The following is a 23,891-nucleotide window of genomic DNA, read 5'->3' on the forward strand; positions in this document are numbered from 1 at the left end:
GCACTCATCTCTGTTTCAATGCAGGGTTGAAACCTGCGACACAAATGGCGTGAGATCAATACTGGTGTCAAGCTGAAACGGCAGGCATGTACAATATTGCAAGAAAAGCTAAAATTTAGTGCAAGTTCTATTCCTGGCAGTAGTGCTAGAACGAAAGTCGCCCGCGCGTAACCGCGCGGGCGAGACTGCATCCGCCGAAGAACGCCCGCGAAGCGAGCGCGCTGGGGATTTGGTCAGCCGTGGCTCTGCTGGGTGACGATCACCGGTATCAGCAGGTCCCCCCAATTGCCGTCGCCGCCATGGTGGCGCGCCGAGCGCACGAGCTCGACGGAGACGCCGGCTTCGACCGCCTTCATGACCGACTGATTGAGCCTGTGCAAATCATTGGCCAGCATGCGGATGGTCGCCTGCTGGTCGACGCTCATCGTGGTCGACTGTTCTTCAGCTCGTTCCTTGACGCGGCTTATCGATGCCATTGGTCTTCTCCTTGTTCCTTGCCCTCTCGGGCGTTTCCTCTGGTTGTTTTGCCTTGTTATTCCGCTGCCGGCTTGAACTGGGCGTGCTCGGTCGATTCATGCATGGCTGTGGTCGACGACTGGCCACCGGTGATCGCCATCGACACAGCGTCGAAATAGCCGGTGCCGACCTCGCGCTGGTGCTTGGTCGCGGTGTAGCCATGGACCTCCGCCGCGAACTCGGCCTCCTGCAATTCCGAATAGGCCGCCATCTGCCGCGCCTTGTAGCCGCGGGCCAGCTCGAACATACCGAAATTGAGCTGGTGGAAACCGGCCAGCGTGATGAATTGGAACTTGTAGCCCATGGCGCCGAGTTCCCGCTGGAACTTGGCGATGGTCGCGTCGTCGAGGTTCTTCTTCCAGTTGAATGACGGCGAGCAATTATAGGCGAGCAGCTTGCCCGGATGATGCTTGCGCACGCCCTCGGCGAACTTCTTGGCCTGGGCCAGGTCGGGCTTCGAGGTCTCGCACCAGATCAGGTCCGCGTAAGGCGCGTAGGCGATGGCGCGGGCGATGCAGGGCTCGATGCCGTTCCTGACGTGATAGAAGCCTTCCACCGTGCGGCCGGCATCATAGTCGACGAAGGGCTGGTCGCGCTCGTCGATGTCCGAGGTCAAAAGCTTTGCCGCTTCGGCGTCGGTGCGCGCGACGACCAGCGTCGGCGTGCCCATGACGTCGGCCGCCAGGCGTGCCGCATTGAGGTTGCGGATATGCGCCGCGGTCGGGATCAGCACCTTGCCGCCGAGATGGCCGCACTTCTTTTCCGACGCCAGCTGGTCCTCATAGTGGACGCCCGCGGCGCCCGCCTCAATGAAGGCCTTCATGATCTCGAAGGCGTTGAGCGGTCCGCCGAAGCCGGCCTCCGCGTCGGCGACGATTGGCGCGAACCAGGTGTCGACCGAAAGCCCCTTGCCTTCGGAGGTCTCGATCTGGTCGGCGCGCTGAAGAGTGCGGTTGATGCGCTTGACGAGTTCGGGTGCTGCATTGGCGGGATAGAGCGACTGGTCCGGATACATCGCCGACGCGGTGTTGGCGTCGGCCGCGACCTGCCAGCCCGACAGATAGATTGCCTTCAGCCCGGCGCGAACCTGCTGCATGGCCTGGTTGCCCGACATGGCGCCGAGTGCGTTGACGAAATCCTCCTCGTGGATGAGCTTCCACAGCCGGTTGGCGCCCATTTCGGCAAGGCTCTGGCGGATCTGGACCGAACCGCGCAACCGCTTCACATCCTCCGGCGAATAGGGCCGTTCGATGCCGTCGAACCGGCCTTCGGGCGCGGATGGGACGAGATTGTAAAAATCGGTCATTGGTCACTCCAATTCGTCAGATGCTGGTTTCGAAACGCCGCGTCATGATAGATCTGCGTCGTCAGTGTGTGTGACATCATTTACATTGCGGCGCGAAACAAGCGAGGAAAACTGCCATTTTGGTCGGAAAATAAGGGAAAATCTGTGTTGTGTTTGACTGGCGAGCGCTGTAAATTTGTCACGATTGTAAAAATCTGACGCGGGCGCCTCTTGCGCTGAACTTGTGTAAATTCCTGTCAAGGACAGTCGATGGCTGACCAGAAAATCTTCGCCGGGCCGCGCATCCGCCGCATCCGCAACGCCAAGGGCCTGACCCAGACGGCGATGGCAGAAGGGCTTGGCATCTCGCCGTCCTATCTCAACCTCATTGAGCGCAACCAGCGGCCGCTGACGGTCCAGCTGATCCTGAGGCTGGCATCCGTCTACAAGGTCGATCCGCATGAATTGCAGGGCGAGGCGAGGGGATCGATATCGGCCTTGAAGGAAGTGTTCGGCGATCCGCTGCTTTCAGGCGAACTGCCGGGCGACCAGGAATTGATCGAGCTGGCCGAGGCCGCCCCCAACGCCTCGGCCGCGATGATCAAGCTTTTCCGCGCCTATCGCGAGCAGGCCGAGCGGCTTTCCGATCTCAGCGAACTTCTGGCGCGCGAGGGTCGGGCCACCGCGCTCTCCGGCGCCCGTCTTCCGGTTGACGAAGTGCACGAGATTTTCGAGCGCCGGCCGAACCACTTTTCCGCGCTCGAGGAGGAGGCCGAGGCCTTCACCGCGCTGCTCGATCCGGGCGACGACCTGTTCGGCGCGCTGAAGGCCTGGCTGAGGCGCGAATACGGCATCGTGGTCAAGGTGCTGCCGGTCGCCACCATGCCGAACTGGCGCCGCCGCTACGACCGCCACTCGCAGCGCCTGTTCCTGTCCGAGCGGCTGTCGCCATTCGACCAGTTGCGCGAGGTGGCGATGGAGGCTTGCCTGATCCGCATGACGGTCGCGGTCGCCGGCGAGATTCAAGGCTTGAAGCTGACCACCGACGAGGCCCGAAGGCTCGCTCGTTTCGAACTCGGCCGCTATGCCGCCCACGCCCTGATGATGCCCTATCAGGCCTTCCATTCGGCGGCGGTGCGCGCCCGCTACGACGTCGACGTTTTGCGCTCGCGCTTCGGCGTGTCCTTCGAACAGGCGGCGAACCGGCTGACCATGCTGCAGCGGCCGGGTGCGCAGGGCGTCCCGTTCTTCATGCTCGAGGTCGACAACGCCGGCAACCGCTTCCGCAAGGCGGGCAGCCAGGGCTTTCCGCAAAGCCGTTTCGGCGGCGGCTGCCCAAAGCTTCCCGTCCACGCCGCCTTCACGCTGCCGGGCCAAATCCTTGTCGAGGCGGTGGAGATGCCCGATGGCGCCGAATTCCTCTGCATCGCCCGCACGCTGGAAGGCCCGCAAGGCTCGTTCTCGGAACGCCCGCGACGCACCGCCCTGCTCCTGGCCTGCGACATCGGCTTTCGCGACGAGATCGTCTATGGCGCGGCCCTTCCGGGGCCGGCCGCAAGCGGCAAGGCCGGACAGGGCCCCGCCCCGGCCACGCCGGTCGGCCCTGCCTGCCGGCTCTGCGAACGCATCGGCTGCCTCGCCCGCGCCGAGCCGCCGGTGACACGCCCGCTCGGCCTCGACGAGATGGTGACCGGATTGAGCGCTTTCGATTTTCAGTGAGGCGGTTCGCGACGGCAACCCGTTGTCACAACCGCCGCCATTCGGTGGACCTCGTCCGACCTTCGTCTTTGCCCTACGCAATTGAAGCACGTTTCTGTCGTCCATCGCGCATCGTGCCGTCCTGGAAATCGCGACAGTGGCAACCATGACCGATACCGCATCGCCAAGTGCTTCTTCGCCGGTCGTCTCGCCACGCGAGGAACGTATAGGCATGCTTCTGGTGTTCCTGTCGGCGCTGGTGTGGAGTTTTGGCGGGACCATCGCCCGGTTCCTCGACATCACCGACAACTGGACGATTGTGTTCTGGCGCTCGGCCTGGGCCGCCGCCTTTCTCATCGCGTTCATGGCCTGGCGCGACGGCTGGCGCGGCATGCTGAAATTGTTTCGCGACATGGGCCTGCCTGGCTTGGCCGTGGCCTTCTGCTTCGCCATCGCATCGACCTCGTTCATCGTCGCGTTGGCCCACACCACAGTCGCCAACATCCTGTTGATGCAGGCCGGCGTGCCGCTGCTGGCTGCGCTGCTTGCCTGGCTGCTGTTTCGCGAGCGGGTGACCAGGGCGACCTGGCTGGCAATCGCCGCCGTCATTGCCGGCGTCGCCATCATGGTGTCGGAATCGCTTGGCGGCACCGTGTCTCCCATCGGCGACGGTCTGGCGCTGCTCATCGCCTGCGTGTTCTCGATCGCCACCGTCATCACCCGGCGCTTCGCCTATGTGCGCATGACGCCGGCGACCTGCCTTGGCACGATGCTGGCCGGCGCCTTCGCCGCGTCTCAGGCATCGGCATTCGCCGTTTCCAGCCACGACATGGGTCTTCTGTTTGTCTTTGGCGTCATCAATCTCGGCGTCGGCCTTGTCTTCTTCGCCACCGGCGCCCGACTTGTTCCGGCGGCGATCGCCGCCCTGCTCGGCACCTTCGAGCCTATCCTCGGCCCGATCTGGGTCTGGCTGGTCCATTCCGAGGTGCCGTCGGCGCGCACCATCATCGGCGGTACGGTCGTCGTCACGGCGCTGCTCGTCCATATCGGACTCGAGTTCAAGCGTCAGGCGCGACCCGAGCGGCCGGGCGTCACTGGCCTGCCATCGCCTAATTGATGCGGCATCAATGCGGCGCACGCGTTTGCCATTGACAATGGTGTTGCGGCGCGGGCAGGTTGCGGCCACGGCAACAACAAGACAGGCGTATCTTGCCAAGTGTCTCCGCCGGTCCGATCGAGACCGGACAACATCGTCGTATCCCTGCCCGCGCCGTGGCGAAAGCTTCTGACGGCGGCCAAACGCCCACAAGATCCTGGCATGGGTACGCGAGCTCTCCATCCGATCGGACATCGAGCCAGGCCTGCTGCGCCAACTCTGGCTTGCCGCTCTCCGGCAAGCCCAACAATCTGAAACAAAAGCCCGGCCGCGCGGATGTCGCGACGGACCGGCGATGGAACACTCACCAAAGGAGAATAGCATGATCCGCAAAGCGCTCTGGCTTTCGGCGACTTCGGCATTTTTGACACTTTTCACCATAGGCGGTCATGCCGAGGACCGCGTCGTCAACGTCTTCAACTGGTCCGACTATATCGACAGCTCGATCATCGACGACTTCACCAAGGAGACCGGCATCAAGGTTGTGTACGACACCTTCGATTCCAACGAGATCCTCGAAACCAAGCTCCTGGCCGGCGGCAGCGGCTATGACGTCGTCGTGCCGAGCGGCAATTTCCTCGCCCGCCAGATCCAGGCTGGTGTGTTCCAGAAGCTCGACAAGTCGAAGCTGCCGAACATCTCCAACATGTGGGACACCGTTCTGGAACGGACCGCCAAATACGACCCCGGCAACGAATATTCGATCAACTACATGTGGGGCACCGTCGGCATCGGCTACAACATCAAGAAGGTGCAAGCCGCGCTCGGTACCGACAAGATCGACAGCTGGGACGCGTTCTTCAATCCGGAAAGCCTGGCTAAGCTGAAGGATTGCGGCGTCTACGTGCTGGATTCGCCGGCCGACATCATTCCGGCGGCGCTGAAATATCTCGGCCTCGATCCGAACAGCACCTCGCCCGACGACATTGCCAAGGCCGAAGAGACACTGCTGAAGATCCGGCCCTACATCAGAAAATTCCATTCGTCCGAATACATCAACGCGCTCGCCAACGGCGACATCTGCCTGGCGGTCGGCTGGTCGGGCGACGTCTTCCAGGCCCGCAACCGCGCCGTCGAGGCCAAGCAAGGCGTCGAGATCGGCTATGCCGTGCCGAAGGAAGGCGCCCAGATGTGGTTCGACCAGATGGCGATACCGGCCGATGCGCCGCATGTCGCCGAGGCGCTCGAGTTCCTCAACTACATGATGAAACCCGAAGTGATCGCCAAATCATCGAACTATGTGCTGTACGCCAACGGCAACAAGGCCTCGCAGCAGTTCATCGACAAGGCGGTGCTCGAAGATCCGGCGATCTATCCGGATGCGGCGACCTTGCAGAAACTCTATACCGTCCAGCCCTACGATCCGAAGACCCAGCGCCTCATCACGCGCACCTGGACCAAGATCGTCACCGGTCAGTAGGCGATCAGACACGACCCCGGCAGCCATCTGCCGGGGTCAAATCTTTTTCGGGGAACGCAGCAGACGGAGTGGGGATATGAAATCGCTTGGCAGCATCCGCAGGGATTTCGCGCCATGGAATGATCCGAACGCCAAGCCGTATATCCAGTTCGACAATGTCACCAAGAAGTTCGGCGACTTCACCGCCGTCAACAATCTGTCGCTGACCATCTTCGAGCGCGAGTTCTTCGCGCTGCTCGGCGCGTCGGGCTGCGGAAAGTCGACGCTGCTCAGGATGCTTGCCGGTTTCGAGGAGCCGACCGCCGGTCGCATCCTGCTCGACGGCCAGGATCTGCGCGGCATCCCGCCCTACCGCCGGCCGGTCAACATGATGTTCCAGTCCTATGCGTTGTTCCCGCACATGACGGTCGAGAACAACATCGCCTTCGGCCTCAGGCAGGACGGCATGCCGAAGCCCGAGATCGCCGCGCGCGTCGCCGAGATGCTGAAGCTGGTCAAGCTCGAGCAGTTCGCCAAGCGCAAGCCGCACCAATTGTCGGGCGGCCAGCGCCAGCGCGTGGCGCTCGCCCGCTCGGTCGCCAAGCGACCGAAGGTGCTGCTGCTCGACGAGCCGCTCGGTGCGCTGGACAAGAAGCTGCGCGAGGAAACGCAGTTCGAGCTGATGGACCTGCAGCAGAAGCTTGGTCTGACCTTCGTCGTCGTCACCCACGACCAGGAAGAGGCGATGACCATGGCCGATCGCATCGCCATCCTCGACAAGGGCGAGGTGATGCAGGTGGCGACGCCGCCCGAAGTCTACGAGGCGCCTGCCTCGCGCTTTGTCGCCCACTTCGTCGGCAACGTGAACATGTTCGAAGGCAAGGTTGCCGAGCGGACGGCAAAGACAACCCGCATCGCGGGCGCCACCGGAGCCCAGATCGTCGTCGAGAACGCCGGCGATGCCGCGGCCGGCGCCGACATCGTCTTCGCCATCAGGCCGGAGAAGATCAGGATTTCGTCGAGGAAGCCGGCCGACGCGGTCAATGCGCTCGAAGGTGAAGTCTACGACATCGCCTATCTCGGCGACATGACCGTCTATCACGTCAGGCTGGACGACGGACAGATGGTGCGGGCGAGCACGATGAATGCGGCGCGCGTGACCGAAGATCCGCTGAGCTGGAACGACCGCGCCTGGGTTTCTTTCCGGTCCGATGCCGGCGTCGTGCTGACACGGTAGGGGGCGACCATGTCGAACGCCGCCGCCGCTGCAGCAACGTCCCCATCGGCAGATGCCGCCCAGTCCCCACTGGCCAGACTGGGAGCGGCTTTCGTCGGCCGTCTGGTCATCATCATCCCCTATCTCTGGCTGCTGTTCTTCTTTCTCATTCCCTTCATCATCGTCTTCAAGATATCGCTGTCGCAGACCGCGATCGCCATGCCGCCCTACACGCCGGTGCTCGATTTCAGCGGCGGCATTTCCGGCTTTTTTGATCAGCTCAAGCAGCTCAGCATCGACAATTACGCCTGGCTGATCGGGGACGCGCTCTACTTCAACGCCTATGTGACCAGCGTCATCATCGCCGCGATCTCGACGGTCCTGACCCTGTTCGTCGGCTATCCGATCGCCTATGGCATGTCGCGCGCCCCCGCAAGTATCCGCCCGACCCTGCTGATGCTGGTCATCCTGCCGTTCTGGACCTCGTTTCTTATCCGCGTCTACGCTTGGATGGGCATCCTCAAGCCCGAGGGCCTGCTCAACGAGTTCCTGCTTGCCACCGGCGTCATCAGCGAGCGGCTGATCATCCTCAACACCTATTCGGCGATCTTCATCGGCATCGTTTATTCCTATCTGCCGTTCATGGTGCTACCGCTTTATTCGTCGCTGGAGAAGATGGATTACTCGCTGATCGAGGCGGCCAAGGACCTCGGCTGCCCGCCGACCAGTGCCTTCTGGAAGATCACCTTTCCGCTGTCGCTGCCCGGCGTCATCGCCGGCTGCCTGCTGGTGTTCATCCCGGCAGTGGGCGAGTTCGTCATTCCGGACCTGCTCGGCGGCTCACAGACGCTGATGATCGGCAAGACGCTGTGGAACGAGTTCTTCGGCAACCGCGACTGGCCGGTATCGTCGGCCGTCGCCGTCATCCTGCTGTTGCTGCTGATCGTGCCGATCATGCTCTTCCAGCAGGCCCAGGCGCGCGCTCAGGAGCAAGGCAAATGAACGCCACCTGGAGCCGATTCAATATCACCTCGATCGTGCTGGGCTTTGCCTTTCTTTACCTGCCGATCGTCCTGCTCATCGTCTTCTCGTTCAACGAGTCGAAACTGGTCACCGTCTGGGGCGGCTTCTCGACCAAATGGTACGTCTCGCTGTTCCACAACCAGGGCCTGATGGACGCCACCTGGGTAACGGCCCGCGTCGGCGTTATCTCGGCCACGGTGGCCACCGTGCTCGGCACTTTGGCGGCGCTCACCTTGACCCGCTACACGCGCTTTAGGGGCCGGGTGCTGTTTTCCGGCATGGTCTTTGCCCCGCTGGTCATGCCTGAGGTCATCACCGGCCTGTCGCTGCTGCTGCTCTTCGTTGCCGTCGGACTGGACCGCGGCTTCCTGACCGTCACGCTCGCCCATATCACCTTCACCATGTGCTTTGTCGCCGTCGTCGTGCAGTCGCGCCTGATCAGCTTCGACCGTTCGCTGGAAGAAGCCGCGATGGATCTTGGCGCGACCCCGGTGAAGACCTTCTTCCAGATCACGCTGCCGGTGATCATGCCGGCCATCGTCTCCGGCTGGATGCTGGCCTTCACGCTGTCGCTCGACGACCTGGTGATCGCCAGCTTCACCTCGGGCCCTGGCGCCACAACCTTGCCGATGAAGATCTACAGCCAGGTTCGCCTCGGCGTGACGCCGGAAATCAACGCCGCCTGCACCATTCTGATCGCCGTCGTCGCCATCGGCGTCATCATCGCCTCGCTCGCCAACAAGCGGCGTGAAGTGCAGCGCCAGCTCGACGAGCAGGCGGCGCAGCGCGGCTGATCGTTAAGGCAGGCAGCCGCAAGTGCTGGCTGCCTGACGGGAGAAGGGGCGGTCTATTCGCCCGAAATGCCGCGGCTGATGGGCGAGATGAACGGCGTGCTCCAGGTGCCGCCGACGAAGAAGGACGACTGGTTGGGTCCTTGCTGCCCATCCGGCTGCTTGGCGGCCTGCTCAGGTTGGATGACGCCGCCCGACAGCGCCAGCCCCCGTCCGGCATAGGAGGCGATGCCGGAAAGCCAGATCTTGGACTTCGCCGAATTGGCCTCGGCCTTGTCCAGCCGCGCCACGCCCTTCGAGATGCTGGCCTTGATCTCGGCGCCGTCGATCGGCAGCGTCCCGTTGGAGACGTCGTCGAGCGCGAAGAACCCGCCCTGTTCGGTGCGCTTGAGGAAGGCCGGCAGGTTGAGCCCGGTGAGCGCGCCCGGCCCGAACGTCGCCGTGACCGAGCCGTCGGCGTTTTCGAAGATCGAATCCCAGGATTTGCCCGGCCCTTTCAGGATGACCGAGACGGTTGCGGTTCCGACCGGCACCAGCCGCGTCATGCCGGCCGCGGTGGCGAAGGCGCCGCCGTCGACGTCGGATGCGAGAAGCCGAATCTCGACCTGCGTGCCTTCGGGTTTGCGGTCGAAACGCAGGCTGCTCTGGATGTTGCCGCCGAACGCCGAGGCATCCGAAATGTCGAAGACGGCAAGCCCGTTCTTGACCTGCGCCGTGGCGGCGACGTCGGCAAGCTGGACGGGTCCGGCCGTGGCGTGCGCCGCCGACAGCCTGAGGTCGAGATTGACCTTGTCGGCGAAGCTGGTGTCGATCTCGCCGGGGCCGGACTCTCCGGTTGGTGCCAGCGGCGTGAAAGCGGACAGAAACGACCGGAGGTCGAGCGTGTCGAAGGCGAGCGTGCCGGAGATGACCGGCAGGGTCTCGCCGAAGGAGAAGTCCAGTGCCCCCATGCCCGGATTGTTGTCGAGCGCCACCGTGGTGTTTTCGAATTTCACCCGGCCGGCCGACGCCGTCACCTTGCTGGCGACCGAGACCGAGCCGATCGCTGCACTTGGCGCGATGCCGGCCTGCGACCACTCGAGCACGCGCCGCAGCGAGGGCGCTGCAAACTTCGCCTGGCCATCGAAATAGCCATTCTCCGACATCGAGGCCATGCCGTCGAAGGAAAAGGTGGCCGGTGCGGCCTTGAAGGATAGCGTGATTGGCGCGGCACCGCCGGCAAACAACACCAGCGGGTTTGGCGACGCGAAATCGACGGCTACGCTTTCGCCGCGCCAGATGCCGGTCGCCGTCATCGTCGCATTGCTGTTCATCGCCGCCCAGTTCGCCTGGCCGGTGAGGCTGCTCAGGATCTCGGTCTCCTTGCCGCCGACCAGAGCCACCATGCGGCCGTCCCTGAACTCCACCGTGCCGAATGGATCGGCCGGCAGCTTGCTGAGATCGGGCTTGGCCGGATCGGCACTGACTACACCGCGCGCCGTGTCGATCGAGCGCGTGATGCGGCCGCCGGTCGGAATGGCCGGCAGGTAGAAACCGTTTGTCGCACGCTGGACCCTGATCGTCGGCCGCACCAGCCGCGCGGTGGAAAACACCACGTCGCCGCGCAATGCCGCCATGGCGGAGAGGTCGACCTCGACGCGCTCGGCTTCGATCACCGGCGGGGCGTCGGTCTCGGTCCACTGCGAAAGCGTCACGTCGCTCAGGATGGCCCGGAATTTCGGCCAGACCTCGATGCGCGGCGAGCCCTGGATGGTGACCCTGAAGCCGCTCCAGGCGCTCATCTCCCAGGCGATGCGGTCGCGCACGATGCGGGTCGAGGCAAACAGCGGCAGGGCGGCGACGACCAGCGCGATCACGAGCACGGCAACGCCGATCGCCCATATTCCGCGCCGGATCAAAGATGATCGCATATCGCCCCGGTTGCTTCCATTGCCGACAAATCGCCCGACGGGTGTAACCCAGCGCTGACGCATTTCAAGTCTTTATGGCCCGGCGATGGCATTTGCGCACACCAACAGCCATGGACATCTGCTTTGCCGGCGGTTTTCCCGATGCGTCATCACTTGTCGGAACAAAATCTTGCCCTGCTGCAACGCAATATGCATAAGCGGTGCAGCCCGTGGAGGAACGATCATGGCTGCCGACGCACCACTCTGGACCCCGACGCAAGACCAGATCGACGCCGCGCCGATGACCGCCTTCATGAAAGCCGCGGCGGCGAAAACCGGTCTCTCCTTCGCCGCCTATGCAGAGCTTCACCGCTGGTCGATCGACGATCGCGAGGCGTTCTGGGACCTGGTCTGGGATTTTTGCGGTATCGTCGGCGACAAGGGCGATCGCGCATTGGTCGATGGCGAAAAGATGCCGGGGGCAGCCTTCTTTCCCGACGCGACGCTGAACTTCGCCGAGAACCTTTTGAAGAAAACCGGGTCAGGCGAGGCGATCGTTTTTCGCGGCGAGGACAAGGTCGAGCGGCGGCTGTCCTGGAACGAACTCAATGCGCTGACTTCGCGCCTGCAGCAGCTTTTCCTGTCGCTGAAGGTGAAGAAAGGCGACCGTATCGCCGCCATGATGCCCAACATGCCGGAGACCGTCGCAGCTATGCTGGCGGCGGCCTCGATCGGCGCCGTCTGGTCGTCCTGCTCTCCCGATTTCGGCGAGCAGGGCGTGCTCGACCGTTTCGGCCAGATCGAGCCCGTCGTGTTCATCGCGCCCGACGGCTACTGGTACAATGGCAAGGCGATCGAGGTCGCCGACAAGATCGCGACGGTGGCGGCAAAGCTGCCTTCCGTCCGCAAGATCCTGATCGTCGACTATCTCGGCACATCGGCGGATGTGGCAGCGACCATCGACAGGGCGGATAGCCTTGAGGAGGCGCTGTCTCCCTTTGCCGCCAAGCCGGTCAGCTTCGAGAGGCTGCCGTTCGCGCACGCGCTCTACATCCTGTTTTCCTCAGGCACGACCGGTATTCCGAAATGTATCGTCCATTCGGCCGGCGGCACGCTGATCCAGCACATCAAGGAACAGCGCCTGCATGCCGGCCTGCTCGACGGCGACCGCCTCTTCTACTTCACCACCTGCGGCTGGATGATGTGGAACTGGCTGGTCTCGGGCCTGGCCTCCGGCGCGACCTTGCTGCTCTATGACGGCTCGCCCTTCTACCCGGACGGCAATGCGCTGTTCGACTTCGCCGATGCCGAGAAGATGACCTATTTCGGCACCTCGGCGAAATTCATCGATTCCGTGCGCAAGGCCGGCCTCGAGCCGATCCGCAGCCATGATCTGTCCACGGTGCGCACCATCTCTTCGACCGGTTCGCCGCTGTCGCCGGAGGATTTCCGCTTCGTCTATGACGGCATCAAGAAGGACGTGCATCTGGCCTCGATCTCCGGCGGCACCGACATCGTCTCCTGCTTCGTGCTCGGCGTGCCGACTGAGCCGGTATGGACCGGCGAGATCCAGGGACCCGGCCTCGGCCTTGCCGTCGACGTCTGGGACGACGACGGCAGGCCGGTCCGGCAGGAGAAGGGCGAACTGGTCTGCGCGAAAGCCTTTCCGGCAATGCCGATCGGCTTCTGGAACGACCCCGAAGGCAAGAAATACAAGGCCGCCTATTTCGAGCGCTTCGACAATGTCTGGTGCCACGGCGACTTCGCCGAATGGACCGCCCATGGCGGCCTGATCATTCATGGCCGCTCCGACGCGACGCTCAACCCGGGCGGTGTGCGCATCGGCACGGCGGAGATCTACAACCAGGTCGAACAGATGCCGGAGATCCTCGAGGCGCTGTGCATCGGCCAGGATTTCGACAATGACGTGCGCATCGTGCTGTTCGTGCGGCTGGCCGCCGGCGTGGTGCTGGACGCCGATCTGGAAAAACGCATCCGCGCGAAAATCCGTACCGGGGCGAGCCCCCGCCATGTGCCGGCAAAGATCGTCGCCGTCACCGACATTCCGCGCACCAAATCGGGCAAGATCACCGAACTTGCGGTGCGCGACGTGGTGCATGGCCGCGCCATCAAGAACAAGGAGGCGCTCGCCAATCCCGAGGCGCTGGAGTTGTTCAAAAATCTGCCGCAGCTTGCCGACTGATGCATGCCGCCCAAAAGTGTGTGGCGGTTTTGGGAGAACGGCATGCATGGCTAAAAGGCCATCACGATGGTTAACGAATTATCTCGGTCGAATTTACCTAGATTTCATGAGTGGTACACATTCGTAAATTTTCCGCCCGGCCGGTAAGGATTTGTTAAGGGCCGGCGCTGATAGTCGCATGTAACTTGAGGGAGAAATCCCGTCCTCGTCCCCTGAGGATCAGTTTCGCTCAAGCCCCGTTGTGACAGCAATCTCATTACCTAAGGCGTCCCATTGGACGCCTTTTCTTTTGCTGCAAAAGCAATGGATCGGGCCTACTCGGCCAGCACGCGGGTCGAGGGGAAGGCGACTTCGACGAGCGTGCCTTCGCCGGGCGTCGAGTTGATGCTGAAGCGAGCCCGATTGGCCTCCACCATCGCCTTGGTCAGCGGCAGTCCGAGACCGGTACCGTCGCCGCGTCCGCGCTTCAGCGCGTTGATCTGCTTGAACGGCTTCAGCGCCTGCTCGATCTCGGCCTGGCTCATGCCGATGCCGGTATCGCGCACGCGCATGACGACATCGCCCGAGGTCTCGTAGGCGGTCGAGACAATGACCTGGCCGCCCGCCTGTGTGTAGCGGATGGCGTTGGACAGGATGTTGAGGGCGATCTGGCGCACGCTGCGCAAATCGGCAACCACTTCCGGCAGCCGCGAAGCGAAGCTGGAGCGGATGATGACGCGTTCGCGATTGGCCTGCGGCTGCATCATCGCCACCGTCTCGGCCAGCGTGTCGTTGAGCGACACCGCCTCGTAGTCCATCTCCTGCTGGCCGGCCTCGATCTTCGAAATGTCGAGCAGGTCGTTGACGAGGTCGAGCACGTGGTTGCCCGAGCGGTTGATGTCGCGTAGGTAATCGCGGTAGCGGTCATTGGCCACCGGCCCGAATTTCTCGTCCACCATGAGTTCGGAAAAGCCGATGATGGCATTGAGCGGCGTGCGGATCTCGTGGCTGATACGAGCCAGGAAATCCGTCTTCTGTGAAGAGGCGCGCTCGGCCACGGCGCGCGCCTGGGTGAGATCCTCCTCGGCCCGCTTCCACTGCGTGATATCGCGCACCACGGCGCAGAAGCCGCTGTCGCTGGGCAGCCTGCCGATGGTCATGAACAGCGGAATGAAGCGCCCCTGCGCCTCGCGTCCGATCACCTCGCGTCCGTCATTCATCACGCTGGCAACGCCGGGCTCGGAAAGCCCGTTGAGATAGTCGCGCGCCGCGCGCTGGCTCTCGATGGCGAACAGCGAGGCGAACGGCTTGCCGGCCACCTCGTCGCTGTCGAAGCCGAACAATGCTTCTGCCGGACGGCTGATCGAGCGGATCGCGCCGTCGCGGCCGATCAGCACCACGCCGTCGGTGGCGGTGTCGATGATGGTGCGCATTTCGGCAATGCGGCTTTTGAGCTCGGAAACATCGGGCTGGGTCGGTTCGTCCGACAGGCCATGCAGGGCAGCGACCGCCTCGTCCTCGCCGGAACGGCGCACCACCAGCATCAGCGCCTTGCCGCCGCGCCACGGAACAGAGCGCAGGATGGCGTCGATCGGGAATTCCTGCCCGTCGCGCGCCTTCAGCCTGAGCGCCCGATCGCTTTCGTCGGCAGCGCCGTCGTCGGAGTAATGATCGGCAAACAAGGCGCCGAGGCCGCCGGCATCGGCCAAATCGTCGAGCGCGTCATAGCCGGTCAAATGGAGGAACTCGTCATTGGCGTAATGAAGCTCGTCGCCGGAATGGATGAGCAGCGGTACCGGCAGCTTGCCGAGGATCGATGTATCGGGGGCTTTGGTCTCATACCCGGTTGAGAAAGCCGAGGGCAGGAACCCGTCGAGCTTGAGCGGCGGCACCTTGAGCAGCGGCTGCTCCGGAGGTGGCAAAGCCGCGTCAGAGACACTGTCTTTTGCCAACGAGGCGGCTTCCTCGACGGAAGCAGCGGTGTCCTCGTCGGCCGGCGCCCAGTCCTCGCTGTCCTCGGCGTCGCGGAAATCGTCTGATGTCATGCTGTCGTCTTCGCCGGCGCCCATAGCCGGCGCCTCGGCAACAGCCGGCTTGGTATCCTCAGCCTTGGTGGCTTCCGGTGCTACTGTCGCCTGGTCCGGCTCGGAAACCGGCGCGTCGCTACTGTCCGCAACCTGGCCCGGCTCGTCCGTATGGTCGGCATAGTCGAGCAGCGAGCCCGAGACGGCAGGCGCCGCGGTCTGGTCCGTGGGGGTCTCTTCGCTATCTTCCTCCGGCTGGACGCCGTCGAGCCGCGCCAGATCCTTCTCGTCTTCGGCGTCGCTCTCGGGTTGTTCAGCCGCTTCCGTTTCGCTTTCCGGCGGCCGGCTGACGGTTGCTGCGACTTTCGCCTGCTCACCGACTTCGGCGGACGGCTCCGGCTGCTGTGCGACGCCGGATTGCCCGGGCAAAGTCGCGTCGACTGCCTCGATCGGGGCATCCCCGTCGGCGGTTGCTTTTGTGTCCTCGGCGCGGGTCTCCGCGGCCGGCGGTTCGACCGGGGTCGTGCTGTCCTTCTTCAGCCGCTCGCCGATCTCGCGGAAGGCGCTGCGCTCCAGGGTCGACAGGCCCTTATCGTTGGCCGGTTGCCGATGCTCGGCCAGCCGGATCACCTTGTCGGCGAAGCGGCGTTCTGGCTTCGGCACGATGGTCAGCGCCGGCACTTCGCCCTTGAACGGGTCGGCCGGCTCGGCTGTCCCCGTCTCGGGCGCCTCACCTGCGGGCTCGCTGGTCCGGTGCGTCTCGCCATTGGGGACAAGCGCCATGCCGATCGCTTCCGGATCGACCACCGCGTCGCCGCTGCGGGCAACGCCGAAACCGCGAAAACCTTCGAAGGCGCGGCTGCGGCCATAGACCGGCAGCGCCGCCAGATCGACTGGTATCTTGAGATCGGAGCCGGCCACCGGCCACAGCACCGAACGGCCGGACCAGGTGTCGCGCCGCTCCAGCAGGCCGGCGATCTCGCCCGAGGCATCAAGACCGAAAGTGGCCGCCACATCCTTGAAACGGCGGCCGATCACATCGGCGGCGGGCTTGCCGACGATCCCGGCGAATTCCGCCGACAGCGCGCTGAACCTGCCTTCGGCATCGGTGCGCCAGACGAAGCGCAGCGGCGGTGCCGAACGGTCGATTGTCGCCGCGACGGGGCGTTCGGCGGCAGAGGCGGCCCTGGCAAGCTCCTGTTGCCTGCTTTCGGCCGGGGCGTCGACCTGCACCGGAGTGCCTGACCGGTTCGGCTGTCTCGCCTCATCCCCGCCGGCATTGAAATACCAGTGGTCGTGTTGCGCCGGCGCTCCGCCCGTTGTTTGCCGTTCACCGTCGTCCGGGCTTTGCGTCGCCGAAGCGGCAGGCTGCTTGTCGGTCGGCCGTGCGACGCGTCCGGCGTCCGGCGCCACGTCCGCTGCCGCAGCCGTCGGAGCTGTTGTCGTGGGCTCATTATCCTGACCGGCTTCCGCCCGGCCGGCCTTGTTGTCTTCTGCCGATGCGGCGTAGGGCTCGCCAACGGCCCCTTCATCGTCGAGCTGGTCTTCGTCGATGACCACCAGCAGGTGGCGCGTGTCGGTCAGCCGGGCGAGGCCGGCCGGATAGGAACTGGCGCTGCCCGGAACCAGGCGCTTGACGATACGCTCGTCGCCGTTTGCCACATCGCCAACAAGGGCTTCCAGCGTCTCGGGCTGGATGCCGAGCGCCGCAAAGCCGTCCGAGGCGGCCTCGACACCGCCCGCGGCGTTGATGAAGGCGATGAAATGGCCATCTTCGGTGAAACCGCCAATGGCGCGGCTGGCGATCTCGGCCGGGCTGCGCGAGCCGGTTTGCGCCGCCGGCAGCACCAGCATGATCGCATCCTCGCCATCCGGCATCCTGACCGCGCTGGCCAGGAAGCCGACGGCACGGCTGCTGAGGCCGGTCGCCAGCCTGACCGTGATGGCACGGTCGCTGCCGATCTCCGGAAAGCCGCTGGTCGCCATGATCTGGCGCCGGGCGATCAGCGGCAGCCGTGCCGAGGCGCCGATGATGGCCTCGATATCCGGGTAGCCGAACGCCGCGGCCCCGGGCCCATTGGCCCAGATCACCTGTTCGAGGTCCGCCGACAATATGGCGATCGCGTCGCCGGCGGCGAAGCGCTGGCGGACCGCGTCGAGCACGGCGACGTCGAGGAAGGAGTAGTTTTCAGGCGGCATGCGCTTGGCGAATCCCTCGGCGGGCAATTTCAGTTAACGCTTTGTTAATAAAAGCCGGCGGGGCGAAGGTCCACAAGCTATGACGTGCAGCGGTCGGAATCTCTGGGCTCTTGGTTAACGGTAGGGAAGAATTTTATGGTGCACCGCAACAAAGATGTTGCATCGCACAAAAAAACCTCTATATTGCCATTATACATGAACGAGACGGCTTTCTGTCAAAGCCGCTACCACTGAAAAGGATGGAAAATGTCCAAGACCAAGACCGGCGAGACGATCGAGAACGTTGAATTCCCGACCTTCGATGCTTCCAAGACCACCGACCAGATTCGCGCTTTCGCCGAAAAGGGCGTCGAGCAGTCGAAAGAGGCCTACACCAAGCTGAAGACCGGCGCCGAGGAGACCCAGAAGGTCCTGGAATCGACCTTCGAGACCGCCAAGACCGTTTCCAGCGACCTGTCGCTCAAGACCATTGCCACTCTGCGCGCCAATGCCGAAGCCGGCTTCTCGCATCTCGAAGCCCTGATCGGCGCCAAGTCGCTGTCGGAAGTCGTCGAGCTGCAGACCTCCTTCCTGCGCAAGCGTGTTGAAACGACCGTCGAGCAGGCCAAGGAATTCCAGGCCGTTGCTTCCAAGGCTGCCGAGGACGTCTCCAAGCCGGTTAAGACCGCTTTCGAGAAGGCCCTGAAGGACATCAAGGCCGCCTAATATTTGCGCTCATCCTGGCGATGCATCAAAACGTCGCATTTCGTCAGACAAATAGATGTGCGATAAAGTGACCAAGTGAATACCCGGCGAGTGGAACCTCCTCCCTCTGCTCCCCGGGGTGACGAGCCAGCACCTCCTCCCGCTGGCTCGTAACAGGAAAAGGCCGGCACCTCCTCCCGCCGGCCTTTTCTTTTGTCCGGCGGAATCCGCCGCGGTTTGTAGAACCGTACCTTTGCTTCTCAAAGGCCTTGAATTAAGATCCGATAGCCCGTATTGGACGCAACGCCGAACGACAGTGCGGATCCCGGAGAACAAGCTTCATCTGGATCCTGCCAGGCACACGTGCCGTTGTAGCTCAGATGGTTAGAGCGCCGGATTGTGGATCCGGAGGTCGCTGGTTCGATCCCAGCCAACGGTACCATCGGCTTGCAGCCGTTGGTCTGTGATACCTCAACATTTTGGGCCTTTGCGCTGCAACTCCCCTTCTCATCGAAGACACGCGTCACACCTAATCGTCTTTCTGATACCGGCACTTATGTTCTTCAAGGTGGGCGAGTTCACAGCCCTCATCGCCATCATGATCTACGCCATCGTGCCACCTATTCGCTATGTCGAGCATGGGCTCCGCCATATGCGCGCAGACGTGGTCGAGGCAGTTGAGCAGATGGCGCGACCCCAGCTCAAATTTTGGTTCAGGCGAAACTTCCGCTTGCCGTTCCGGTGATCATGCTGGGGGCCAACCAGACCATCATGGCTGCTCTGTCGATGCTGGCGATTGCAGCCCTTGTCGGCACACGCGACCTCGGCCAGCAGGTCTATATCGCACTCGGCAAGGCCGACGCTGGACTGGGTATCGTCGCGGGCCTCTCCATTGCGTTCCTGGCGATCCTTGCCGACCGACTTACCCCAGACCGGCATTCGCGACAGCGGCGTCGAAACCGGTTCGCTCTAGCTAGACGCAGAAGGCCACGGCATTCGGTTTTCCGCTAGCAGCACAACCTATTTCGTCGGTAGGACTACCTTGATGGCGCATAAAGAGCTGAACGCAAAATCACTTGCTGACATCAAGTGCAGGCTGTTGCCTGATGGCCCGCAAGTGCAACTTGGCGGCTCCCTGCCAGGTAAAATAGTCATTTGGAGGAAGGAAATATCAATGCGCACGAAAACCAGCATTCGTGTCGTCGGCTGTCATGCCGAAGGCGAAGTCGGCGACGTCATCGTGGGCGGCGTCCTGCCGCCGGCGGGCCGCACCATGATGGAAAAGATGATCACGATGGAACGTGATCACGACCATATCAGGCGGATGCTGATCTGCGAGCCGCGCGGCAGTGTTGCGCGGCACGTCAACCTGCTCGTCCCATCGACGCGTGACGATTGCGCCGCGGGCGCCATCATCATGGAGCCGACGGAATACCCTCCGATGTCCGGGTCCAATACGATCTGCGTCTCCACGGTGCTGCTTGAGACCGGCATGGTGCCGATGCAGGAGCCCGAGACACGCTTCAAGCTCGACATGCCGGGTGGCGTCATCGAGGTGCGCGCCGAATGCCGCGACGGCAAATGCCTGTCGATCACCTTCCGCAACGCGCCTGCCTTTGTCGATCGCCTCGATGCCAACATCGAGGTTGAAGGGCTCGGCACGCTCACGGTCGATATCGCCTATGGCGGCATGTTCTATGCGATCGTAGATGCCAAGGCGCTCGGCTTTTCGGTCGCCCCCGACGAGGCTCGCGAACTGGCGATGGCCGGCGAGAAGGTCCGACGGGCCGCGCGCGAACAGCTCGATGTCGTCCATCCGGAATTCGACCATGTGCGCGGCGTGTCGATCGTGCAGTTCGCTATGCCGTTCCAGGGTCCGGGCAACGTCACTCGCAACACCTGCATCGTCTCGCCCGGACGCTCGGATCGCAGTCCGACAGGAACCGGCACATCGGCCCGCATGGCTGTGCTGCAGGCACGCGGCCTGATGGGAGTGGGCGATGTGTTGATCCATGAATCGATCATCGGCTCGCGCTTCACAGGCAGGATTGTTGAGCTGACGGAGGTCGGCGGCCGCAGGGCGATCGTTCCGGAGATCACCGGCCGGGCCTGGATCACAGGTGAGCACAATTACTATCTCGATCCGACAGATCCGTATCCCCAAGGTTACGTGCTGTCCGACACCTGGGGCACCTCCACCTCGGTCAAGCAATAGGCGTCGGTGGTCGGTTCAGGGCGCGCCTCTCGCGTAGGGGCTCACAATTTGGCCGCAGCGCCCAGTGCAGGAGTGCTCACGTGGCACCGCCATGCCCGTGCCGATAGTAGGAAACCTGCGCCTGCCGCTTGCTGGCGACTATCTTTCGCATTGATCCGTTGCCCTGTTCGTGTCGAGAAAAGTCATTCGGCCGCCGATGGTCAGGCCCGACGGTCAAAGCTCACGGTAGTCGAGCCCGATGTCGAGGATCGGCGCGCTATGAGTCAGCCAGCCAATCGAAATCAGATCGACGCCGGTCGCGGCGAAGACGGGCGCTGTCGCCGCGGTGATCCCGCCGGACGCCTCTGTGACCGACCGGCCGGCAACCATGGCCACCGCCTGGCGAAGCTCATCGACCGACATATTGTCGAGCAGCACGGCATCGGGGGCGAGGGCCAGGACCTCATCCAACTGGGCTAGCGTATCGACCTCGACTTCGATCTTGACGAGATGCCCGACATTGCCTCGCGCGCGCTCGATGGCCGCGCGAATTCCGCCGGCGATGGCGATGTGGTTGTCCTTGATGAGGATGGCGTCGTCGAGGCCGAAGCGGTGGTTGGAGCCGCCGCCGGCGCGCACCGCATATTTTTCGACCGTCCGCAATCCGGGCGTCGTCTTGCGGGTGCAGACGACCTTTGCTTTGTGCCCGCGAACCGCTGAGACTACCGATGCCGTCGCGGTGGCGATGCCGCTCAGATGGCAGAGAAAATTGAGCGCCGTCCGTTCCGCCATGAGTATTGCGCGCGCCGAACCGCTCACCACTGCAATGACCTCTCCGGGCACCACCTCGCTGCCGTCCGCGCGATGCACCTCGATGTCAACGTTCTGATCAATGAGCTGGAAGGCGAGCATTGCCAGGTCGAGCCCGGCGACAGTTCCGGCCTGGCGCGCCGCAAGCACGGTTGTGGCATGACTGTCCTTCGGTATGACGGCGTCCGAGGTCAGGTCGCCGGCCCTGCCAAGGTCTTCGAGAAGGGCTGCGCGCACCAGGGGCTCGATCATGATTGCGGGAAGTGGTGGGAGGCTCATCAAAAGACGCTTTCAAGCGTTGGGGAGGATGCGAGTTCCCGCGCTGCGGCAATGGCCGCGTCGAGCGTGATTTGGGAACGGCGGGCGACGGCCGCATGATGCGGAAAGTCCGTCCGGAAATGAGCCCCACGGCTTTCCCGGCGCTGCAAGGCGGCAACCGCGAACACCAGCCCGACGGCGGCGGGATCGGACGCCGCACCGTGCCGTTGCAACAACGGCAGCAAGGCCCGCGCGGTCTCTTTCAACCCTTCGCCATCCCGCATGACGCCGAGGCCACGCGACAGGAGAGGGCGCACAAGCTTTGGATCTTGCGCCGGCAGGTCATGCGCCACTGCTGGTTTTCCGCCGTCGTAGGGCGAAGCGGCTACACTCTCGGCAACCCAGCGCGCGCAGACGACGGCCTCGGTCAAGGAGTTGCTGGCAAGCCGGTTGGCGCCGTGCAGCCCGGTCGAGGCGATCTCTCCGCAAGCCCAAAGTCCCGGAACCGACGTGCGCCCGCCCAGATCCACGGCGACGCCACCCATGTGGTAGTGCTGCGCCGGCCGGATGGGAATGAGGTCACGCGCCGGATCGATGCCGACCTTGCTGCAGGCTGAAGCGATCGTTGGAAAATGCTGCGCGAATGCCGTGCCCGGCCTTTCGCGCACGTCGAGGAAGACGCGATGGCCGTCCGCGAGATGGTTCCAGACAGCGCGCGCGACGATGTCGCGCTGTGCGAGTTCCGCGCCGCGCACGCCGTCGAGGAAGCGCCGCCCTGTCTCGTCGACGAGCGCCGCACCTTCGCCGCGAACCGCCTCGCTGATGAGCGGCATTGGACGGCAGGGCCCGTCAAGGGCTGTCGGGTGGAACTGGATGAACTCCAGGTCGGCAAGGACGGCACCCGCGCGCGCTGCGAGCGCCAGGCCCTGTCCGCAACTGCCCATCGGGTTGGATGAGTCGAGAAACAACCCGCCAATCCCGCCAGTGGCGAGAACGACCCGTCCCGTGGCGAGGAACACTGGACCCGTCGAACAACTCGCCAGCACGCCGGCGACCCTGCCATCCTCCACGACCAGCCGGCGTGCTTCGACGCCCTCGATGACCTCTATTGTCGGCGTGGAGCGCACGGCGGCGACCAGGGCGCGCATGACCTCCCGTCCGCTGCCGTCACCCCCGGCATGAACGATGCGCCGCCGGCTGTGCGCGGCCTCCAGCCCGAGACGAAGAGCGCCTGCCGGTGTCCGATCGAAGCGAACCCCAAGGCGTGCCAGATCCTCGATCGCGGCGGGCGCGGCGTATACGATGCGCCTTGCCGCTTGCGCATCGCAAAGACCGTCGCCTGCTGCGAGCGTGTCGGCAAGATGGAGCGCCGGGTCATCGTCCTCGCCCAGGCTGGCGGCAAGCCCGCCTTGCGCCCACGCGCTGGACGCGTCCGCGCCAAGCGGAGATCTCGACAGGAGAAGCACCGGTTCGGGCGCCAGGTGCAGCGCGGTCGTCAGACCGGCTATGCCGCCGCCGATGATGACCGGCCGGCCGGCGAGATCGCGGACGTCCATGCTCATACTGCCAGCATCCGCTCGACGGCCAGCCGCGCGCGCCCGGCGATCTCCGGCTCGATGGTGACGATATGGCGGTTCTGCTCGAGTGCCGTACGGATATTGGCGAGCGTTATCCGTTTCATATGCGGGCACAAATTGCAGGGCCGGATGAACTCGACCTCGGGATGCTCGACTGCGACATTGTCGCTCATCGAGCATTCGGTCATCAGCACGACCCGCGCCGGCTTTTGCTTCCCGACATAGTCGGACATGGCGGCCGTCGAACCAGAGAAGTCAGCTTCGGCGACGACTTCCGGCGGGCATTCGGGGTGCGCCAGCACCGTCACGCCCGGATGGTTCTCACGCAGTTGGCGGATGTCGGTGGGCGTAAACCGCTCGTGCACCTCGCAGTGACCCTTCCAGGCAATGATCTTCACACCGGTCTGGGCGGCGATGTTCTGGGCCAGATACTCGTCCGGCAACATGATCACCCGGGGAACACCCAAGGACTCCACCACGGCTTTTGCATTGCCCGAGGTACAGCAGATGTCGGACTCGGCCTTCACGGCGGCGGAGGTGTTGACATAAGTGACAATTGGTACGCCCGGGTAGCGCTGCCGCATGAGACGGACATCTGCCGCGGTGATCGAATCGGCGAGCGAACAGCCAGCTTCCATGTCCGGAATGAGCACCGTCTTGATCGGGTTGAGCAACTTGGCCGTCTCGGCCATGAAATGCACGCCGGCCAGCACGATGACATCGGCTTCGACCGACATCGCCTTGCGGGCAAGCGCCAGGCTGTCGCCGACGATGTCGGCAACACAGTGGAAGATCTCCGGCGTCTGGTAGTTGTGCGCCAGGATGACGGCGTTTCGCTGCCGCTTCAGATCGAGAATGGCCTCGATATCATCGGTGAATGCCGGCCATTCGATTGGCGGAATGACCCGTCGCACTCGATCATAGAGCGCGGTCGTACGTGCGGAGGCGATCAGCATGGTCAACCCTATTATTCTCTAAACGAGTATAACT

General features: G+C 63.6%; 18 protein-coding genes and 1 tRNA gene. 12 read left to right on the forward strand and 7 right to left on the reverse strand.

The features are described 5' to 3' along the window. Positions 1-233: 233 nt before the first annotated feature. Both AC04SI_RS17515 and aceA read right to left on the reverse strand, forming a co-directional pair. Positions 234-476, reverse strand: coding sequence for an SMc00767 family acetate metabolism repressor (locus tag AC04SI_RS17515; RefSeq protein ID WP_006202762.1), 243 nt, complete (start codon positions 474-476; stop codon positions 234-236). Between the two features lie 56 nt (positions 477-532). Then, on the reverse strand, positions 533-1,822 hold the full coding sequence (gene aceA / locus AC04SI_RS17520; RefSeq protein ID WP_488474561.1) for an isocitrate lyase: 1,290 nt from the start codon (positions 1,820-1,822) through the stop codon (positions 533-535). 249 nt (positions 1,823-2,071) lie between these two features. Here aceA and AC04SI_RS17525 point away from each other — a divergent pair, with 249 nt between their 5' ends. The 6 genes from AC04SI_RS17525 (at position 2,072) to AC04SI_RS17550 (ending at position 9,087) form a co-directional block, all read left to right on the forward strand. Then, positions 2,072-3,520, forward strand: a complete 1,449-nt coding sequence (locus AC04SI_RS17525) for a helix-turn-helix domain-containing protein (protein WP_488474562.1) — start codon at positions 2,072-2,074, stop codon at positions 3,518-3,520. 145 nt (positions 3,521-3,665) lie between these two features. Beyond that, positions 3,666-4,616 carry a DMT family transporter gene (locus AC04SI_RS17530; RefSeq protein WP_488474586.1) on the forward strand — a complete coding sequence of 317 codons (951 nt, stop codon included), beginning with the start codon at positions 3,666-3,668 and terminating at the stop codon, positions 4,614-4,616. A gap of 361 nt (positions 4,617-4,977) precedes the next feature. Continuing rightward, positions 4,978-6,075, forward strand: a complete 1,098-nt coding sequence (locus AC04SI_RS17535) for a polyamine ABC transporter substrate-binding protein (RefSeq protein ID WP_404281117.1) — start codon at positions 4,978-4,980, stop codon at positions 6,073-6,075. Between the two features lie 76 nt (positions 6,076-6,151). Beyond that, on the forward strand, positions 6,152-7,291 hold the full coding sequence (locus AC04SI_RS17540) for an ABC transporter ATP-binding protein (protein ID WP_488474563.1): 1,140 nt from the start codon (positions 6,152-6,154) through the stop codon (positions 7,289-7,291). 9 nt (positions 7,292-7,300) lie between these two features. After that, on the forward strand, positions 7,301-8,272 hold the full coding sequence (locus AC04SI_RS17545) for an ABC transporter permease subunit (RefSeq protein ID WP_488474564.1): 972 nt from the start codon (positions 7,301-7,303) through the stop codon (positions 8,270-8,272). After that, a complete protein-coding gene (locus tag AC04SI_RS17550; protein WP_488474565.1) occupies positions 8,269-9,087 on the forward strand; it encodes an ABC transporter permease in 819 nt (272 codons plus the stop codon). The genes AC04SI_RS17545 and AC04SI_RS17550 overlap by 4 nt, the downstream gene beginning before the upstream one ends. 53 nt (positions 9,088-9,140) lie before the next feature. On the opposite strand, the gene AC04SI_RS17555 is transcribed toward AC04SI_RS17550, so the two are convergent. Continuing rightward, positions 9,141-10,994, reverse strand: a complete 1,854-nt coding sequence (locus AC04SI_RS17555; RefSeq protein ID WP_404281120.1) for an AsmA family protein — start codon at positions 10,992-10,994, stop codon at positions 9,141-9,143. A 223-nt stretch (positions 10,995-11,217) separates the two neighbouring features. On the opposite strand from AC04SI_RS17555, the gene AC04SI_RS17560 reads away from it, so the two are divergent. Beyond that, on the forward strand, positions 11,218-13,176 hold the full coding sequence (locus AC04SI_RS17560) for an acetoacetate--CoA ligase (protein WP_488474566.1): 1,959 nt from the start codon (positions 11,218-11,220) through the stop codon (positions 13,174-13,176). A 314-nt stretch (positions 13,177-13,490) separates the two neighbouring features. Here AC04SI_RS17560 and AC04SI_RS17565 read toward each other — a convergent pair whose 3' ends face one another. After that, positions 13,491-17,378, reverse strand: a complete 3,888-nt coding sequence (locus tag AC04SI_RS17565) for a histidine kinase dimerization/phospho-acceptor domain-containing protein (protein WP_488474567.1) — start codon at positions 17,376-17,378, stop codon at positions 13,491-13,493. Positions 17,379-17,624: 246 nt separating this feature from the next. Between AC04SI_RS17565 and AC04SI_RS17570 the strand changes: the two genes are divergently transcribed. The 5 genes from AC04SI_RS17570 to AC04SI_RS17590 all read left to right on the forward strand — a co-directional run bounded on the left by AC04SI_RS17570 (position 17,625) and on the right by AC04SI_RS17590 (position 20,277). Continuing rightward, positions 17,625-18,083, forward strand: coding sequence for a phasin (locus AC04SI_RS17570; RefSeq protein ID WP_488474568.1), 459 nt, complete (start codon positions 17,625-17,627; stop codon positions 18,081-18,083). 344 nt (positions 18,084-18,427) lie between these two features. Next, positions 18,428-18,504: transfer RNA gene (locus AC04SI_RS17575), tRNA-His, on the forward strand. 114 nt (positions 18,505-18,618) lie between these two features. Further along, complete coding sequence (locus tag AC04SI_RS17580; protein WP_488474591.1) at positions 18,619-18,807, forward strand: hypothetical protein; 189 nt, start codon at positions 18,619-18,621, stop codon at positions 18,805-18,807. Next, positions 18,804-19,073, forward strand: a complete 270-nt coding sequence (locus AC04SI_RS17585) for a hypothetical protein (RefSeq protein WP_488474587.1) — start codon at positions 18,804-18,806, stop codon at positions 19,071-19,073. The genes AC04SI_RS17580 and AC04SI_RS17585 overlap by 4 nt, the downstream gene beginning before the upstream one ends. A gap of 163 nt (positions 19,074-19,236) precedes the next feature. Next, positions 19,237-20,277, forward strand: coding sequence for a proline racemase family protein (locus AC04SI_RS17590; RefSeq protein ID WP_404281128.1), 1,041 nt, complete (start codon positions 19,237-19,239; stop codon positions 20,275-20,277). A 213-nt stretch (positions 20,278-20,490) separates the two neighbouring features. Here AC04SI_RS17590 and nadC read toward each other — a convergent pair whose 3' ends face one another. The 3 genes from nadC to nadA are packed head-to-tail and all read right to left on the reverse strand — an operon-like array spanning position 20,491 to position 23,857. Then, a complete protein-coding gene (gene nadC, locus AC04SI_RS17595) occupies positions 20,491-21,345 on the reverse strand; it encodes a carboxylating nicotinate-nucleotide diphosphorylase (protein WP_488474569.1) in 855 nt (284 codons plus the stop codon). After that, positions 21,345-22,886: an L-aspartate oxidase gene (locus AC04SI_RS17600; RefSeq protein WP_488474570.1), complete on the reverse strand. Its 1,542-nt coding sequence runs from the start codon at positions 22,884-22,886 to the stop codon at positions 21,345-21,347. The genes nadC and AC04SI_RS17600 overlap by 1 nt, the downstream gene beginning before the upstream one ends. Beyond that, positions 22,883-23,857, reverse strand: a complete 975-nt coding sequence (gene nadA, locus AC04SI_RS17605) for a quinolinate synthase NadA (protein WP_488474588.1) — start codon at positions 23,855-23,857, stop codon at positions 22,883-22,885. Before nadA ends, AC04SI_RS17600 begins: the two co-directional genes overlap by 4 nt. Between the last annotated feature and the right edge of the window lie 34 nt (positions 23,858-23,891).

This window comes from Mesorhizobium sp. CNPSo 4689, from assembly GCF_057784325.1.